The sequence below is a fragment of the Clostridium luticellarii genome (genome assembly GCF_002995845.1).
GTDB classification, from domain to species: domain Bacteria; phylum Bacillota; class Clostridia; order Clostridiales; family Clostridiaceae; genus Clostridium_B; species Clostridium_B luticellarii.
In genome coordinates this window covers 85,861-104,640 of sequence record NZ_PVXP01000002.1, presented here as the reverse complement: position 1 = coordinate 104,640, position 18,780 = coordinate 85,861, and the positions used below count along the sequence as shown (strand labels likewise).

Here is an 18,780-nt window from a genome sequence, read left to right as displayed (position 1 = left end):
AATCACCTCATTATGATATTTTTATCCGAATTTGATAATTCAACTCTTAGCTCTGATACTTGAATATATATTAAACTATCTGAGGCTTTCAATGGCTCTTTGGGCCCAGCTGGAATCTCTATATATGGCTCTTCCCACACCAATAAGATCTGCCTTATGCTGTAAAAGCAGTGTTTCTGCAGCTTTCGATTCAGTAATTCCTCCGGTTAAGATGACTGGAACAGACACAACTTTTTTAATTTCTTCGGTAAGCGGTGAAAAATATCCCTGGGAAGTGTTCCCTGGAAGAGTATATCTGCAAAGTCCTCCTGAAATGTCAAGAACATCCACTCCTGCTTTTTCAAATTCTTTTGCCGCAATTTTACTGTCTTCTACAGTGCTTCCCCCTGTCATATAATCAGAAGCTCCCAGGCGTAAAAAAATGGGAAAATTATCACCTACGGCCCCGCGGACTGCCTTGATTATATCCAGGTGTATCTTTATTCTGCTCTTCACATTTCCTCCATATTCGTCATTTCTCTTATTGGTGAGAGGTGAAAAAAATTGATTGAGCAAATACCCGTGAGCTGAATGAATTTCAACTCCGTCAAATCCAGCTTCCTTTACGCGAAGTGCTGCTGCTTTGAATTTTTGTACTATGTCATCAATTTCCAGTCCGGTAAGTTCTCTTGGCATATCTCCCTTTATTGGATTTGATACAGCAGAAGGACCCACCACTTCACAACCTGTAACATTTCTCATGGCAGCACTGCCTGCATGATTAATCTGCATTATAGTTTTAGAAGCATTTCTATGAATAATTTCAGACAATTTCTGCAAACCTTCCACTACACTGTCATTTGATATGGAAAGCTGATTCTCACTGGCTTTTCCAGCCTTATCAATAAAACTGTGCTCAATAATTACAAGTGATATGTATCCTCCCTTCGACTTTTCATCATAATATTTCAATATATCTTCACTTACTCTGCCGTCTTTTTCAGATTTTGAAGTAGCCATAGGCGGCATAATCAACCTGTTCTTTAGCGTTAATTTACTCGTTTTAAGAGGTTCAAGTAAATAGGACATATCCATACCCCCAATCATGATCTTTAAATAATATTATATCATAACCCATTAAGAACAACATAATTTTAAAGCTATAAAAAAGAAGTGTTCACAGCAATTTAAAAAATTACCAATGCAACACTCCAGTAATCTATTATTTACGGCAGGAATATACCTTCCGGATCTATATCATTGTACAGCAGCTCAATCTGTTTTTTAGTAGGCGGCAATGTTTCTCCGGACACTCTGGACACATTGAGCTTGAAACCTACATGTTCAATGACATCCTGAACTGTAAAGCCAGGATGTACGGTATCCAGATACATTTCACCATTTTCATCAAAGCGAAATACTGCCATATCTGTAATTACAGCAGAAACTCCTCCCTGAAAATATGAACCGTAAACCTCCTTTTTGGAAACCCATTCTCCAGACGGCCAATTTCTTATTTTCCAGCCTGGTGAAGTTACATAATCAACATGTTCTTTAAATCTACGTTTTTCCTGAACCATGATAAACACGGTTTTTTTGGCAAAAGAACAAATGTCCGCATTGCCCCCGCTTCCTGTAAATCTTTTTTTAGGATGATTGTAATCGCCTATTACCGTACAATTTACATTCCCGTATTTGTCAATTTCGGCTCCGCCTAAAAAGCCTAAATCCACATAACCTGAATGTAACTGTCCATAAAAGGCATCAAATAATCCAGTAGCCCTGGAAGCTTGATAAACACATCGGGCATCACCTACAGAAGTGGGTATATCAAGTGGTCTTCCGTCAATACTTCCTCCTTCGTATACACATACCGCATTAGGTGCATGCTGATGCTGGGCCAAAGTTATAGCAAGCATTGGAAGACCAGTACCTGCAAATACAACGTCTCCATCGTTAACCTCCCGGGCAGCTGCAGCAGCCAGCAAATCTATAGGTTTGAACTCCCCGGGTTTGCAATACTCTTCTGAATTAGCCATTTATCTCTTCCCCCTTTTAGCCCTGGTTGAATAACCCATAATGGAACTAGCACGCAGTTCTTCCAGCTTCCTTACACCTAATTTCTCCAGATATTCTTCATGGCTGTTCACACTGAATATCCACTTTTCTGCAAATTCGTCAAAAGCCTTCTGATCACGCACATTGCGGTTATAATCTTTTAAGAACTTTGCATCAGTATCATAGTAATACTGTGAACCGGTTGGATGTGCCGCCCAAGGACACTCCACCACATAATCAATCTGATAACCGGAAGCTATATTGGCAGCAGGATCTCTTCTTAAATATTCATCAGGTACAATTTCTTCACATATTACAATTACCTTTTTGGAAGCTTTTATAACTTCCTCATCATTATATGGCTGTGCAAGTACACGCACAGTACCTTCATCTCCTACTATAGGTGCATAGACCAAAGCTACGTCAGGATTTACAGCAGGAAACAGTGCACATTTTCCCCTTCCAAAAAAGGGATCATCTGCTATTACATACTTTTTAGCGGGAATATTACGATGTTTTCCATCCCTTAAACCCGCTCTAGCAAGCTGATCATATTCAGGGTTGAAAATATCCGTACCCATGGAGAGTGCACAGGGGAAAAAGGGCAGTCCCAATGCTCCTGCCATAAGTCTTCCAGCAGTCTGACCATGACTGTAATCATCAACCAGAATTTCACCACTCATCTGCTTACGTGCCAGATTTTCTCCTATCTTGCCCAACATTTCCTGACCCATCCAGGCACCTTCCCAGATGCTCACACATCCTGCGCCTACCAATAGATCACTGTGAAATCCGCCCTGTACTTCAAATAGATGTAAATTTTTCTTGTGCTGTCTAATTAACTCATAGCAAATTGCCACAGGACGTCTCCAGATGGTAAAACCGCTAAAAGTTATCTCATCACCATCATTTATTAAAGAAGCCGCTTCCTTTAATGTAATCTTTTTAGGCTTACTCAATTTATTTCCCCCTTCTAACTTGCAATAAATTCTATTTTTAATCTATTTATCTAAATAAGTAATTACTTCAGGAATTGTAGCCATATTTTTCAATCCTGTTTCCGTCATAACAAAACTATTTTCAGTACCAATACAACCTTCAGGAAATACAAATTTAGGCTCCATGGCAAAAGTCATTCCAGGCATAATAGGAGATTTAAATCCCTTAGCAAGTACTGGCCACTCATCTAATTCCAAGCCAATACCATGACCTAAAAACTTGACCCTATCTTCTTTGTATCCCATAAAATTATCCTTATATCCCATTTCCTCTGCCATCTTGAGAGCTAAAAAATAGGGCTCCTCTGCCAGTGTACCCGGCTTAATGGATTTAGCCACTTCAGATTCAATAAGCACCGCATCATCAAATGCCTTCACCATTTTTGGAGTAAGCTGCCCCATACAAAATACTCTGGTTTGATCTCCCGCATACCCTTCAATGACACAGGTATAATCTATGTAAACAACTTCATTTTTATTTACCCTTTTCCATCCTGCTCCTTGGGAATGGGATACTGAAGGACCTGATCCTCCTACAGGTCCATCAAAAAAGCTTGGATAAAATCCGCTTTCTCCGGTACATACATTTCCATAAAAGAATTCCTGATTAAAAGCCCTAGTCCTACAGAATCCAGAATATCCACGTTTGCGCATTTCAGCTTCAAATAACGCAGCCAGTTCCATCTCCGACATACCTTCTCGAAGAAAAGAAGGCACCTGTAAAAATGACTCACCTATTATGCTTACTGCATTTTGTAAAAGTTGTATTTCATAAAGTGATTTTATAGCTCTTATACCCCTTATAAGAGGAGAAACATCATAAAATTTGGCATCTGGAAACATATTTTTATAAATTGTATAAATATTGAACGGTAATACATCCAGCTCAAGTCCTATCTTTTTAATAGAATCATATCCAAAGTCTGATAAAACTTGAGGAATTTGTCTGGGACTTTTAATTGGTACTATATTCTTAAGAGGAGATTCATCTAAAGCTCTTCTCATACTTCTTTTTACCATAAGTATAGGTTCACCATCACAAGGCATATACAAAAATGATTTTTGGACTGTACCTGTAAAATAAAACATGTCACTGTTTAACAAAACAATTGCACCATCTATATTTTTATCCTGCAGCTCTCTTTGAAAATTTGAAATTCTAGTATATACCTCAGATTTTGGAGTACATTTCATATGTTTTTCCCCCTTATTACCTAATATAATTAATCATTTCATATATTTACGTGCTACTTTCTCAGCAGCAGTATAAGGGTCTGTGTCCCTGCTGACCAATTTATCAACCAGCTTTTCAATTTCTCCGCTGGAATTCAAATCATCTAGCACCGGTTGAAGTATTTTGGCCCACAGTGCCTCATTGAGCTCTGCTGCAGCCTTTCTTCTTATACGGCTTGATAGAAGATTACTCTCTACCAAATACTTATGATGCTCTTCTATCTTGTTGTATACCTCTTCTACATCTTGAGAAAATTTCTTGGGCTCCTTAAAACCAGTTACCTTGACAACCGGAATTTTCCAGCTGCCCTCTTTGGATGACATGGCTATCATATTTATCAGCTCCTGATAAAGCTTACCTGCTCCATCACGATCCGCCTTGTTGATGACAAAAATATCCGCTATTTCCATGAGACCTGCCTTAATGGCCTGAACCTCATCACCCATTCCAGGTACAAGCACCACCACCACCGTATGGGCGTGATTTATTATATCCACTTCCTGCTGTCCCACTCCACAGGTTTCTACGATGACCTTTTGTTTCCCAAGAGCCTCCATAACATGAATGCCCTCACCTACAGCTTTGGAAAGGCCTCCCATGTATCCTCTTGTTGCCAGACTTCTGACAAATACATCTTCATCTTGTGAATGATTCATCATACGAATTCTGTCACCTAAAATTGCACCTCCTGTAAAAGGGCTGGTTGGATCAACCGCCAGTACACCAATGCTTTTATTTTTCTTGCGGTATACTGTAATAAGTTCATCAATCAAAGTACTTTTACCAGCTCCAGGTGCACCAGTAAACCCCACAATGTGGGATTTACCGGAAGCCGTAAAAAGCTCTCTCATGATTTCATCAGTACCTGGAATCTGATCCTCCAGGTTTCTTATAATATGTGAAGCTGCTCGTACATTTCCTTCTAACACCTTTTTGCTCAATTCATTCATCATATTCACGCCCTCGGAGTTACATTTTTATTGATCCAGTCCACAGTTTCCTCCAATGGAGTTCCCGGGGTAAAAATAGCCTGAATTCCAGCTTTATGAAGCGCATCCATATCCTGTTCAGGTATAATGCCTCCACCTATAACGGCAATATCATCAGCACCCTTTTCCTTTAATATTTTAGTTACTTCAGGAAACAGAGTTTTATGTGCTCCGGACAGACAACTCAAACCGACCACATCTACGTCCTCCTGAAGAGCAACGGATACAATCTGTTCAGGAGTCTGATGACATCCTGTATAAATTACTTCAAAACCAGCATCACGAAAACACCTAGCCAGTACCTTAATACCACGATCATGACCATCAAGTCCTGGTTTAGCCAACAATACACGAATTTTTCTATTTGACATCACATATTCCTCCTTGAGTTATTTGATTAATATATGCCAGGATCACGGTATTCACCGTAAACATCTCTGTAGACATTGCAGATTTCCTCAACAGTTGCGTAGGCTTTAACTGCTTCTATACAATAAGGCATAACATTTTCTCCCTTTTTACATGCGCTTTCCAGATCCTTAAGACATTTGGAAACCTGGCGTCCATCTCTCTGCCTCTTAACATCAGCCAAACGTTTAAGCTGTTCTTTTTCCACGGACTCATCAATTTCCACCATCGGAATATCCACTTTTTCGTTTTCTTCTACATACTTATTGACTCCAACTACAACCTTCTTCTTTGCATCTATCTGCTGCTGGAACTTGTATGCTGCATCTGATATTTCCATTTGAGGGAATCCTTTTTCTATGGCAGCAACCATTCCGCCCATTTCATCAATTTTATTTATATAATCCCAAGCTTCTTTTTCCATCTTATTTGTAAGAGCTTCAACAAAATAAGACCCTGCCAGTGGATCCGTGGTATTTGCTACTCCAGTCTCCTCTGCAAGAATCTGCTGGGTTCTAAGAGCAATCTGTACTGCTTGTTCAGAAGGCAGACACAATACTTCATCCAGTGAATTGGTGTGAAGGGACTGAGTTCCTCCCATAACAGCAGCCAAAGCTTCTACAGCTGTTCTTACCACATTGTTATAAGGCTGTTGTGCTGTAAGCGAGCATCCTGCAGTCTGAGTATGGAATCTCATCCATAGTGAACGAGGATTCTTTGCCTTGAAACGTTCTTTCATGATCTTTGCCCACATCCTACGGGCAGCTCTCATCTTGGCAATTTCTTCAAAGAAATCGATATGAGAATTAAAGAAAAATGACAATCTAGGTGCAAAATCGTCTACATTCAATCCCTTACGATTTATGGCATCTTCTACATATTCCACACCATCCCTCAAAGTAAATGCCAACTCCTGAACAGCAGTGGAACCTGCCTCTCTGATATGGTATCCACTGATACTTATAGTGTTCCATCTAGGTACATATTTAGTTCCAAATTCTACTGTATCACTGATAAGTTTTACCGATGGTTCAGGCGGACACATAAATGTCTTCTGAGCAATGAATTCTTTAAGCATATCATTTTGTATAGTACCGCTTATCTTTGTAAGAGGGACATTCTGCATCTGTGCTGATGCACAGTACATTGCCCAAAGTACCGTAGCCGGTGGATTGATAGTCATGGAAGTACTTATTTTGTCCAGTGGAATACCTTTTATAAGATCCTGAAAATCAGCAATGGTATCTATGGCAACTCCACATTTTCCAACTTCACCTCTGGCTTTAGGAGAATCACTATCATAACCCATCAGAGTTGGGAAGTCGAAAGCAGTACTCAGCCCCGTCTGCCCTGTAGACAGAAGATAATGCCATCTTTCATTGGTTTCTATAGCTGTACCCATACCTGAAAACATTCTGAAGGTCCAATACTTTCCACGATATCCTGTAGGCTGGTTTCCTCTTAAAAACGGATACTGTCCAGGATAAGATATATCCTTTTCAAAATTCATATCCTTAATGTCTTCCGGACCATATATCCTCTTTATCTGCTGATCTGAAACAGTCGTCCAATTTTCCTTCTGATCCGGGTGTTTAGCAATTGTCCTTTTAACTGCATCTTCCCACTTTCTATGCAATTCACTAGATTTATCGAGAACTTGTTTATCAAACAACTCTTCTACCTCCATTCTTAGTTTAGAAAATAAATTATGAAAATCAAATTAATATTCAATTCCTGCTTGACCTTTAATTCCAGCATTATAGTGATGTTTAACTTCAGTTATATCACTTACCATATCTGCAGCTTCTTCAATTTTATCAGAAGCATAACGACCGGTTAATAACAGATTTACTTCAAGGGGTTTTTGTTTGATTAAATCTATTACCTCTTGTTCTGAAATCAAATTAAAATTGACAGCAACATTAATCTCATCTAGGATAACCAGGTCATATTTTTTGCTTTTTACAATTTCCTGAGCCTTTTTAAATCCCTGTTTGGCAAGGTCAATATCTATCGGAGCTGGATTATCTTTCATTACAAAACTGTCAAGACCGCTTTGAATAATTGTAATATCCGGAATATATTTTTCTGCTGCTATGATTTCCCCGTATTTTCTACCCTTCATAAACTGGATAACACATACTTTATATCCATGCCCAATAGCACGTAAAGCTTGACCAAATGCTGAAGTCGTCTTGCCCTTGCCATTACCCGTAACTACCATCACTAGACCTCGTTTAGCAATAGTTGATTGTACCGATTGCACTGTCGACATCTTATCACCTTCTTCCCAAATTTTGCTAATTTAAACATAACCCTGAATCCCTTGTTTTTTATTAATCCGGCATTCAACTTATCCAAAGGCTGCTACATTTATTACAAAGTTCAAAACGCAAAGAAGAACTATCAATTAATGGTACTTTTTATATAAAGCCAAAACTCTACCAAAATTAAATCCCAATATTCAAACTTTAACATTAAATATAGCTCCCGGATAAGTTTTTCTAAGATTCAGACACGAGGAAGTATTCCTTTAAATAAACCTGGTCTGAACTTAGAAAGCACTTGGTAAATATATTATAGAATTTCCACCGCTAACAATGAAAAATCAAAGCTGGCAGAGAAAAAGCTATCCATAAAAACAATGTAAAAATTCATACAAAAACAACACCTGAAATACAAACTTTCAGATGAAGATATTGTGAGTTGAAATTTATTATAATTTATCTCATTCTAAAATCATAGTATCTCAGTATATTTGTTCTTTTTTTAACAATCTAAAGTATACGTATGAAAATTTAAATATTTACTCTATTTTATTTTATCAGAAACACTTAATTTTTTCAAGTTTCTGTAACATGGTGCATAAATTGAATTTAACATGATTTTTAGTAAATAGTCAGAAGTTAAGATTTTTTTGAAATCTTAACTTCTGACTATTTGACTTTTCATAAAATTATTTTATACATAGCAATTTACTATCTAATATTTATCAATAGAACATAAAATTCTCAACACTAATATTCTCTAATTATAAAATCTCACTTACCTTTAAATTATCCGATATAATAAGCTTCGCTTCAGTATCTTTAACAACTTCATCTACCGTAAGCCCCTGTGCTATTTCTTCCAGAAGCAATCCTTCATCTGTCACCCTTACTACAGCTTCATCAGTAATAATCAAATCTACAGCTTTAACTGCTGATAAAGGCATGGAACATTTTTCCCTAATTTTAGGTTCACCATTTTTGGATTTATGTGTCATAGTAACTACCACTTTTTTAGTACCTACTAATATATCTATGGCTCCTCCCATTCCGGGTCCATATTTATTATTTCCATAGGGGGTTGCCCAGTTAGCTATACTCCCCTCTGAGTCCACCTCTAAAGCTCCCAATATAGTCATATCTACATGTCCACCTCTCAAAATTAAAAAAGACATGTCCAATGTAAAAATAGAACATCCGGGTAACGCAGCCACCGGTTCCCCACTCGCTGCACAAAAAAATGGATTTCCCTCACTGGTTTTTATGTTTGTTCCATAATTTAAAATACCATTTTCAGACTGTAAAATAACGTTTACTCCTTTATCAACATAATTTGCCGCTAAGATTGGAATACCAAACCCTAAATTTACTACCATTCCATCTTTTAATTCTTTAGCAGCCCTCTTTGCTATTTTATTTCTCTTATTCATTTAAACTTCTTCCCTCCCAAATTACCGTAATCTGCTCCATACTTTTAACATCTTATCCTTATATTGTTGACAGCTATATCCTTTACATATCACATTATTAAAAATTCCTGGAGTTTGAACTAGTTCAGGTTTAATTTCACCGTTTTCAACTATCTCTTCAACCTCAACAATAGTAATATCTGCAGCTGCGGCCATTAAAGTACTAGCATTAGGAGTGCCTTTATAAACAAGGTTACCCATTTTATCCGCTTTTTGGGCTTTTATCAGAGCAATATCCGCTTTTAAAGGAGTTTCTAAAAGATATTCCCTTTTATCTACTTTTATCTTTTTTTTACCCTTTTCCACTAAAGTTCCCACTCCGGTAGGTGTTAATACTCCACCAAGTCCAGCAGCAGCACATCTTATTCTTTCTACTAAACTTCCTATAGGACAATACTCTACTTCTACTTTATTTTCAATATATTGTTTTACGGCAGTTGGATTAGTTCCTATATGGGAACCTATAAATTTTTTTACAAGTCCGTGATCAAACAGCAATCCTACGTCAAATCCTCCTCCTGGAAAAGAATTTGTTGAACATATAAGGGTTAAATCTTTTATGCTAAGTTTCACCAACTTATCGATAGCCATCAATGGTACATTGCTTCCCAGAAATCCTCCAATCATAATATCCGATCCATCTTTTACATATTTTTTTATAGCTTCTTCCATTTCCAAAAATTCTGGCATATTTGCATTTCCCCCCAAACACCTAAATAATCCTTATATATGACACTATATCAATTTTATCGTAATTAGCTAATTTCTATCAATAAACAAATCCCCCTTCATTTCTAATCTGGATAATTCTACCTTTCGTTACCTCTTGATTCGTAGTCTCCATATTAAATCCTGTCTTGAATTCCATAAGATCAAAATATACAAATTTTAGACTCATAAATATTATGATTTTTCAAAAAAATTCACTTTCAAATGTCCACTAATATGAACTCTGGTTTCGATTTCAAATGATCAACAGTAAAATTACCAATCTTATCAATGAATATTATTTCCTGTAAAATTTATTATACACTATGTTTAACCTGTAATCAATTACCTAAATTTCATCGATCATATCGATTTACTGTAGGTTAAAACTACAAACATTGCTTCTTCCTTTATATATTTTGCCTTGCTTGCTTAAATATATTTTCAATATATTTATTACTACAATATTTCCCGCAGTTCTGTAAAATTATTTATTTTTCTGCAACTGTATTTAACACTCTTTCCCTTGTTAAAAAGTATGCTTGCGATCCCTGAGCTCCGGGGTCCTTCATAATCATTGACAAAATCATCTCCTATAAATAATGTATCTTCACTTGAAAATTTAGCTTTCGTCAAAGCTGATGCATATATGCGGGGATGAGGTTTTCTCCATCCTTCTTCTGCGGAATTGATTACAAAACTAAAATATTTTCTTACACCAGTGTATCTGAGCAGTTCTTCTATGCCCCCTTTTACCTTGAAATTTGAAACTACTCCCAGGACATATTCCCTGTTTAAATAAGAAATGGTCTCTTTAATTTCCTTTTTCACGTAGCACTTATCTCTATAACTTGTCCAGAAATTTTCAAGAAGATCCTCCACCAGCTCCCTACTTTCTTTTTCACCAAAATGCTTTTCTTTCATAATATCTACATATATATCTTCAAAGTCATATTCTCTATACTGGTGAATATTGGATAGGATATGTTCATCTGCCCTCTTGTAATACGCATAAAATTCCTCGAAATTTTTGAAATGCCCCTCACATCTTGAACCTTGAAATGCCCAAAGTGCATAATCGCTTTTTTCCGGAAGCTGAGTCATGTCTACAATGGTCTCCATGCAGTCAAACATTATACATTTAAAACGCTTCATATATTCACCCTCCAAACACAATATTTTTTACATTGTAGTACAATGTAATCTACCCGTCAATGAAAAAACATCATTATAAAAAAATAAGGGATCGTATATCATCCCTTATAATAAATACACAATCCCCATTTTTTATTATTCAGTTATTAAACAAGACTTTTGTACTTTTTCTCTTTTGTCTTAGTGTCAGTAATTTCACCTATCGCATCTTCAAGTACATCCATGCCGTATTTGATTTGAGTTTCAGTCATTACAAGAGGCGGCAAAAATCTTATCACATTACCGTATAAGCCTGCATTTAAAAATATAACCCCATGCTTAAAGCTATAATCTATTACCTTATCAACCAGCTCCTTATAAGGCTCCCTGGTAATTCCATCTTTCACAAACTCCAATCCAATCATGGCTCCAAGGCCTCTTACATCCCCTATTACATTATATTTCTCCTTCATCTGGTTAAGCCTGTTCAGTATATATTGTCCAATTTTATTAGCCCTGTCACAGAGCTTCTTCTCCTTTATTTCTTCTATTACCTTGAGTGCGGCAACACATCCCAGAGGGCTTCCTGAATAAGTTCCTCCTATGCCTCCAACACAGGCAGCATCCATGATCTCAGCTTTTCCCAAAACCGCACTTAGAGGAATGCCGTTGGCTATGGATTTGGACATGGTTATGATATCGGCATCCACACCAAAATTCTCATGGGCAAACAATTTACCCGTTCTTGCAAAGCCAGCTTGAACCTCATCTACAATGAATACTATGTTATTTTCATTGCATATTTTCTGCAGTTTTTGGAAATATTCTTTTGGAGGCACTACAAAACCACCTTCTCCCTGTACTGGCTCTGCTATCAAACAAGCTATTGAATCCTTGGAAATCACAGTCTTCAGCATAGTATTCAACTGCCCTGCACAAGCTATACCGCAGTCCGGATATTTTTGCCCAACTGGACATCTGTAACAATAAGCGGAGCAGGTCTTATAGGTTTCTGCAGAAAATGGTCCGAAATTGTCTTTATATGGTTTATACTTACTTGTTATGGACATAGTCATGTTGGTTCTCCCATGGAAAGATCCCTGAAGAGAAATAACACCCGATTTTTTTGTATAAGCTCTGGCTATCTTGATGGCATTTTCCACAGCTTCAGCACCGCTGTTTGCGAACATGACTTTTTTAGGATAATTCCCCGGAGTTACTTCCACCAATTTTTGGGCCAGTGAAATATAAGGCTCATACATATTTACATGAAAACAAGGATGAATATATTTGTCCAGTTGGGCTTTTACAGCTTTTACTACTTTATCATTTCTATGCCCCACATTTTGGACTCCTACAGCCCCTGCAAAATCCACAAACACATTACCATCTACATCTTTTATAAGGGCTCCCTCTGCCTCTTCTACAAATATAGGTGCCGCACACCCGATTCCTTTAGCCACATATTTTTCCCTTTTTTTAATAAGCTCCTTTGATTTTGGGCCAGGTATTTCAGTCCTAATTTTTGCAATACTCTCTTCAATCATATTCAATTCCTCCAAATTATTATTTTTATCTGAAATATATTTCTACATATATCAGAGATTCTAAACTATATTTTCGGTTATATCTTCACTCCGTCCATTTACTATAACTTTTTTATCAGCAGTATCCTGTTTGAATTTGTGCTCCAGTACAAGTCCAAGTACAATCCATCCAAAGACTATATAGGGGAACAAATTACTCGGAAATTCGGGAACAGGATAGATATTTGCAGCCAGTACACACACCAGTACCAGTACTGACAGGCCCGGCATAAACAGACTTATCTTTGAACATATCTTATATTTTGTAAAATAAACTACTGCACCAACACTTGTAAATAAATATGAAACAAGTATGGCCAAAGACCCAATAGTAGCACAGTATTGAAACACTTCAGTTCCTTCCTTGTAAAACATAGAAATCTGTATAACCATGGAAACAGCTACTATAAATATCAATGCAGCATAAGGCGTACTATATTTACGATGAATTTTCTTCATGCTCTTATGCATTATCCCATCCCTGCTCATTGAAAAAAGCATTCTCGCTCCGGCACAGGCGGCTCCAAGGGCACATGAAAAGAAGGACAATACGGCAGATAAAATTAGAAAAGTACCATAACTCCTGGAAATAAACTTACCTGCCAGATCAGTAAGAGGCAGTGAAGATTCAGATAATGCCTTAAGGCCTTCTGAATTGACCCCGAACCCTATAACCTGGGAATAACTTGATATCAAATAGAACAGGCCAGTCAAAAACACTGCACTCACTATAGCAATTGGAATATATTTTTTGGGATTTTTAGTTTCCTCCCCAAGACTAGATGCACTTTCAAAGCCTATGAAAGCCAGAAATGCAAGAACAGAAGTACTGGCAATAGATGACATCTTATTTCCATTGTTTTTAAAAGGCACCAGACTCAAACCTGTAGTGGTTCCAACTTTGTATATAATAACTAAAGACAATATCAATATGAGTGTAATTGATATTCCTTCCATTATCAGCATTATCCTGGTACTTATTTTGGCATCTGTAATTCCCACAAATATCATCACAATTGAAAAGATCAATGAAAGCGGCAGCCAGGCCACATGAATTCCAAATACATTGAGCAGACTGGAGCAAAAAGTACCGAGCCCGGCTGTACATCCTGCTACCAGCATCATATATGCAAGTAAAAGTGTCCATCCAGATGTAAACCCCATTTTTTCTCCCAGAGATTCTTTTGTAAAAGTATAAAGAGAACCTGCGCTGGAAAAATATTGATTGAACTTAATTATAGAATAAGATACAAATCCCACGATTATCATGGAAACAAAAAATACAAATGGTGAAGAAAATCCTGCGGTCTGTGCCATAAGTGGAACATTAAGTGACATTGAAGCAGTTGGAGCTACAATAGCTACCGAAAGAGCTATTGTTTCAATCATACTTAAGTTATCTTTTTTTAATTTAGAACTTTCCATGTTTTCATTCCCCCTTACTAGAGCTTATAATTTTCCGCTTGCTTTAATGTAATATTGTTAAGTTTATGCCGATTAATTTATTGATTTATTAAATATATCATATACAATTTATCATGTTGTTATTGAAATTTATATATATAAAATGGACAATTATAGGGGGTGCAGTTTGTCCTTTAAATACATTTTGTGAAATCTTTTATCTTAAAAGCCATATCAAAATTCAGCAGATCATGCATATTTCTCAAGTCACAATTACATATTTGCTCTATTCTTCTAATTCTGTATTTCACTGTATTTTTATGAACAAAAAGCAATTGAGCCGTTCTTACGAGGTTGCAATTTTCTTCTATATATACCTTGAGAGTTTGAAGCAGTTCCGTAGAATTTTTAGAATCATAATCAATTAATTTTCCAAGAATATCATAATAGAATATTTTCATATCCTGCTTTTCTCCCATTTCAAATAATAGCCTATATATACCAATATCATCATAATTGCATATATTATTTCTATTTTTCATTATTCCTAAAACTTTTAGGGCTTTTTGTGCTCTATCTACACTGCGCTTAAAATTCTCCAGTTTTCTCCACACCCCCCCTATTCCAATACTTATTTTGATATACTTCAATTTACGTTTCATATTTTCAACTATATTCTGAGCCATTGAATTAATTTTAGCTTCTTTTCCCTTGTCCACAGGAAATATAATTATAATAGAATTGCCTTCGATTACACGAATAACACTTTCATCATAATCATTCATAACATCTATTATCACCTGACTTATTTGCTGCATGACACCAAATGCAGCTTCTTCATCCCAGGTCCCATTCTTCGCAACGAGTTTGGTAAAATTATCAATGAATATTACAAAAGTACAATATACTTTATCAGGATCATATCCATAAAAAATTGCCCTGTTTATGGTTTCTTCACTGCAGGGCAAATCTCCATAAATTATATTTTTCATAAAGCTGTTCATGGACTCCTGCTGAAGTCTGCTCATAAAAATTTCCCTGCATATGCTTTGGCTTATATCAATAAATCTCACTTGAAAAGGAAGTTCAAATACGGGGAAATCAAAAAAGTTTGCGGCATCTATTACCTCTTTAGGAGTTTCATTAATATATGGTCCTATGTTCAGTACAAGACCGGATACTTTCCTGGAATTTAATTCTTTTACAAGTTTTAAAAGTTCAGAAGTTACATCCTTCATAAATACACAGGTTGTCAGAATCAGTTCTCCTCCTTTTAACCATACAATATATTCTGGGTTTTCCAGGTAATGAACCCATTTTATAATCCTATCCAATCCATTCCTTCCTGCTACAAGTTTTAATTTGTCTGCATAAGGCAGAGTATCAACATTCCCACAGTTCACTATCATGATTTATTGCCCCCTTGTATAATTTAATTCATCAATTTTTCTGACTATCACGTTTAAAATAAATGGTTTAAAAATATCAAAATAACTAAAATATTAACTATATCTTTCAATTATTTTTATATATGAAAGTGCCCTGCTTTTTAAATAAAAAAGCAAGGGCACTTCCATAATTTTCATCCTATGTTTCTTGAATAATTGCTAAATCTAAGCTGTATATTTTACTAAATATATTATTTTAAAATGATAATATTACAATTTTATAAAAAAATCAATAGATTTTGCTTATAAAAATACAATATTTCAATAATTTTTACATATTCCATTCAAGCACAAAAAATGAAAGAAACTTGAAACAAAGTTTCTCATTTCTTTCGTGAGCCAACAAATATTTTTATTGTATCAGAATTCCTGAACCTATAGGGACATTATCATAAATATATTTTGCATTTTCAAGAGCCAGTCTTATACACCCATGAGAAGCGGATCTTCCAAGGGTACCATCTACCAGATTTCCGTTTTTATCAAATAAAACACTGTGAAATAAATAATTCCCTTGAAACTGTGTAAAATATTTTAGTATTGCTCCATTTTCAGATTCAAACTGCGAACCCTTTATTCCTACAAAGAACTGACCTTTGACTGTTGGTGTACCGCCTGTTCCCGAGGAACACTGAAATGAATTTATCAATTTCCATTTATGGATGCTTCCATTGAAAATATATACCATCTGCTCCGGTATACTGACCATAATATAGTAATCAGTATAGCTTTGAGTGTCCAATTTATTTACTATACCCTCAGAATAGGTTGAATTAAATCCAGACACCACTTGAGCTGTAGGCTTGTACATTACCTCTGCTACAGGCTTCTTTTTTAAATCCTCCAATGTAGTTCCACCTACTACACCATCAGTAGTAAGGCCATGTCTATGTTGAAAATCCATTACAGCATATACTGTCTCTTCTCCGAAATCTCCATCCTCATTTACGCTGTACCCAAATTTTTTAAGCTTCTTTTGAATATCTTTTACATCATCACCCTTATCTCCCGCTCTAAGAACACTTCTGGGCGGCGGTGATACTGGTTTTTTTTCTTTTGGATGCGGAGTTACATTACTAACAACATTTACTTTTTGGGCATCTTTTTTATTATATATGCCAGATAAATTACCACATGCAGAAAAACTAAAAATTATTATCATACCTATAATTCCTATTAATAAAATTCGTTTCATATAGATCTCCCATCCCTTTTATTGCTTTTAATTTAAAAAATAAAATCCCCCCTTTAATAATAATTAAGATAAGATATTGCAATATGTTACATAAATACAACCTATATTCATCATATTATTATATCACTCAAATGGTACCAAAAAACCTATAAAATAGTGAAGTTTAAAATTTAACACTCTATAAGCATATTATAACACGGAATAATATTATTTATATACTTATCTTATGTAGAAACTAAACATTTTTACTCTGTACCCAGCTTATCAACATCTATCTTTGCCTTGTCCAACGAAGATGTATATATCCATGAATGGCAATGCTCAATTAAGAGATCTGGATGAACTTATAAAGAAAGTTTGGCAGATAAACAAGTAGAATTGGTGCAAGAAATGCGGAAATAATTAAAAAATTACATTTTACCACCATAATCATGATAAATATATTTATGCTCCCACACATCATCATGGTATGAGCCATATTCAGTTATTTTGCAATCATTATACAAATCATCCGCCATCTCAAGAATGGTGTCTTTAAGTTCCAGATGTTCAATATACTTCTCCGGTATAGCATGTAAGCCAAGATAAGCTCCCATTATGCTGCCTGTAACCGCTCCTGTTGAGTCACTGTCCCCGCCATGATTTACGGAGGCGATAATGGCTTTTTCAAAGCTGCTGCTGTATTTCAATGAACAATAAATTGCTATCGCCAATGTTTCATCTGCTACCCAGCCTTCACCAAGTTCCCGTATTGCATCCACATCATTCATCTCCCTGGATGATAGATCAATGGCTTTTTTCATCAGATTCAATAAAATATCCAAATATTTCGCATTAGGAAAACACTCTTTCATGGCTGCCATAGATTCTTGTACCGCAGCAAGCAATGTAATATCTATGTCATGTGCCACCAGCTGGATAATATGTACCAGTACAGCCGCGGGAATATATCCAAGCTCATGTCCGTGCGTAATAGCTGCAGCTTCTGCCCCGATGAGATCCACCTCTTTTTGTAAATGTCCTTTCCTCTCAAAATAAAGGCCAATGGGAGCAACACGCATGACACCTCCGCAGCCTTTACTCTGATTGATGGGTTTTTCTATTGTGCCATCTGCTCCCTGCTCTATAGCTGAAAGACAAGTATTTCCCGGCGCCCGTGATGCATGAAGCTCCGGAATATTAATCAGCCATGAATAATTGTGTTCATCTATTGTGATGCCATTAAATTGAGTCTTGTACCAATCTTTATAACATAAAGCAATATAATCTGAATATTTCCCTATAATGCCTCTAGTCATTCCCCTTGTCGTTCCTAAGATCAGTCCGTTAGCTGTAAAGAGAGTCATCTGTGTATCATCAGAAATCCCAGCCACACCATCTTCCAAAAAGTATTCAGTTATTCCACTTTCTCCATATTTTTGAAAAATACTCTTATCATCTAAAAACTCCACTGCATATCCCAAAGCGTCTCCTGCGGCTCCTCCAATGAGACATCCCCTGTATTTTTCAATATCTTTCACCACCATTCCCTCCTTGACAGAATAAAAGATCTATTCTACATCCAGTTCATCAATATCAATCTTATTTAACAAGTCCCTTAACTCTGATATTTCCTCTTTATTTAAAGTTATCCCTTTCCCCATTTTCTCATTTTTTTCATCCCAGTCCCTAATATCTATCTTCGCCTTTCTGTCGTTCCAGCTCACAATGTTGACTTCTTTCTTCCAGCCTCTTGAACCTTCAGACAGTGTTCCTATATTTTTAACAATATCAAATTTAATATTGGGCATTTGAATCTTCCTCCTTTTAACAAGTATATTTCCCATTTTCCAATTATTCATATTATGATCTTATAATAGCATATTTCCCATAACTTTTTATATGCTTATAATAAATTTACAAA

At 36.1% G+C, this 18,780-nt stretch carries 17 protein-coding genes; all 17 read right to left on the bottom strand.

Going from position 1 to position 18,780, the window contains the following annotated elements:
- Positions 1-75: 75 nt before the first annotated feature.
- Entirely contained in the window at positions 76-1,068 is a 993-nt protein-coding gene (locus CLLU_RS01390) for an NADH:flavin oxidoreductase (RefSeq protein WP_106007782.1), read from the bottom strand.
- A gap of 137 nt (positions 1,069-1,205) precedes the next feature.
- Complete coding sequence (locus CLLU_RS01385) at positions 1,206-2,018, bottom strand: CoA-transferase subunit beta (RefSeq protein WP_106007781.1); 813 nt, start codon at positions 2,016-2,018, stop codon at positions 1,206-1,208.
- A complete protein-coding gene (locus tag CLLU_RS01380; protein ID WP_106007780.1) occupies positions 2,019-2,996 on the bottom strand; it encodes a CoA transferase subunit A in 978 nt (325 codons plus the stop codon).
- A gap of 42 nt (positions 2,997-3,038) precedes the next feature.
- Positions 3,039-4,229 carry a M24 family metallopeptidase gene (locus CLLU_RS01375; protein ID WP_106007779.1) on the bottom strand — a complete coding sequence of 397 codons (1,191 nt, stop codon included), beginning with the start codon at positions 4,227-4,229 and terminating at the stop codon, positions 3,039-3,041.
- A 33-nt stretch (positions 4,230-4,262) separates the two neighbouring features.
- Positions 4,263-5,219 (bottom strand): methylmalonyl Co-A mutase-associated GTPase MeaB, encoded by a 957-nt coding sequence (meaB, locus tag CLLU_RS01370; RefSeq protein ID WP_106007827.1) that lies wholly within the window; start codon positions 5,217-5,219, stop codon positions 4,263-4,265.
- A gap of 5 nt (positions 5,220-5,224) precedes the next feature.
- Positions 5,225-5,629: a cobalamin B12-binding domain-containing protein gene (locus tag CLLU_RS01365; protein WP_106007778.1), complete on the bottom strand. Its 405-nt coding sequence runs from the start codon at positions 5,627-5,629 to the stop codon at positions 5,225-5,227.
- Positions 5,630-5,655: 26 nt separating this feature from the next.
- Positions 5,656-7,353: a methylmalonyl-CoA mutase family protein gene (locus CLLU_RS01360; protein ID WP_420536121.1), complete on the bottom strand. Its 1,698-nt coding sequence runs from the start codon at positions 7,351-7,353 to the stop codon at positions 5,656-5,658.
- A gap of 33 nt (positions 7,354-7,386) precedes the next feature.
- Entirely contained in the window at positions 7,387-7,941 is a 555-nt protein-coding gene (gene cobO / locus CLLU_RS01355; protein ID WP_106007776.1) for a cob(I)yrinic acid a,c-diamide adenosyltransferase, read from the bottom strand.
- A gap of 756 nt (positions 7,942-8,697) precedes the next feature.
- Positions 8,698-9,363, bottom strand: a complete 666-nt coding sequence (locus CLLU_RS01350; RefSeq protein WP_106007775.1) for a 3-oxoacid CoA-transferase subunit B — start codon at positions 9,361-9,363, stop codon at positions 8,698-8,700.
- Between the two features lie 21 nt (positions 9,364-9,384).
- On the bottom strand, positions 9,385-10,092 hold the full coding sequence (locus tag CLLU_RS01345; protein WP_106007774.1) for a CoA transferase subunit A: 708 nt from the start codon (positions 10,090-10,092) through the stop codon (positions 9,385-9,387).
- 477 nt (positions 10,093-10,569) lie between these two features.
- Positions 10,570-11,265, bottom strand: a complete 696-nt coding sequence (locus CLLU_RS01340) for an HAD family hydrolase (protein WP_106007773.1) — start codon at positions 11,263-11,265, stop codon at positions 10,570-10,572.
- Positions 11,266-11,411: 146 nt separating this feature from the next.
- A complete protein-coding gene (gabT, locus tag CLLU_RS01335) occupies positions 11,412-12,791 on the bottom strand; it encodes a 4-aminobutyrate--2-oxoglutarate transaminase (protein WP_170065716.1) in 1,380 nt (459 codons plus the stop codon).
- 60 nt (positions 12,792-12,851) lie between these two features.
- The gene (locus CLLU_RS01330; RefSeq protein ID WP_106007772.1) at positions 12,852-14,255 is read right to left on the bottom strand and encodes an APC family permease; all 1,404 of its coding nucleotides are present in this window, start codon (positions 14,253-14,255) and stop codon (positions 12,852-12,854) included.
- A 173-nt stretch (positions 14,256-14,428) separates the two neighbouring features.
- A complete protein-coding gene (locus CLLU_RS01325; RefSeq protein WP_106007771.1) occupies positions 14,429-15,643 on the bottom strand; it encodes a PucR family transcriptional regulator in 1,215 nt (404 codons plus the stop codon).
- A 391-nt stretch (positions 15,644-16,034) separates the two neighbouring features.
- Positions 16,035-16,877, bottom strand: a complete 843-nt coding sequence (locus tag CLLU_RS01320; RefSeq protein ID WP_106007770.1) for a L,D-transpeptidase family protein — start codon at positions 16,875-16,877, stop codon at positions 16,035-16,037.
- A 410-nt stretch (positions 16,878-17,287) separates the two neighbouring features.
- Positions 17,288-18,397 (bottom strand): ADP-ribosylglycohydrolase family protein, encoded by a 1,110-nt coding sequence (locus CLLU_RS01315; protein ID WP_106007769.1) that lies wholly within the window; start codon positions 18,395-18,397, stop codon positions 17,288-17,290.
- A gap of 30 nt (positions 18,398-18,427) precedes the next feature.
- Positions 18,428-18,667 carry a YdbC family protein gene (locus CLLU_RS01310; protein WP_106007768.1) on the bottom strand — a complete coding sequence of 80 codons (240 nt, stop codon included), beginning with the start codon at positions 18,665-18,667 and terminating at the stop codon, positions 18,428-18,430.
- Between the last annotated feature and the right edge of the window lie 113 nt (positions 18,668-18,780).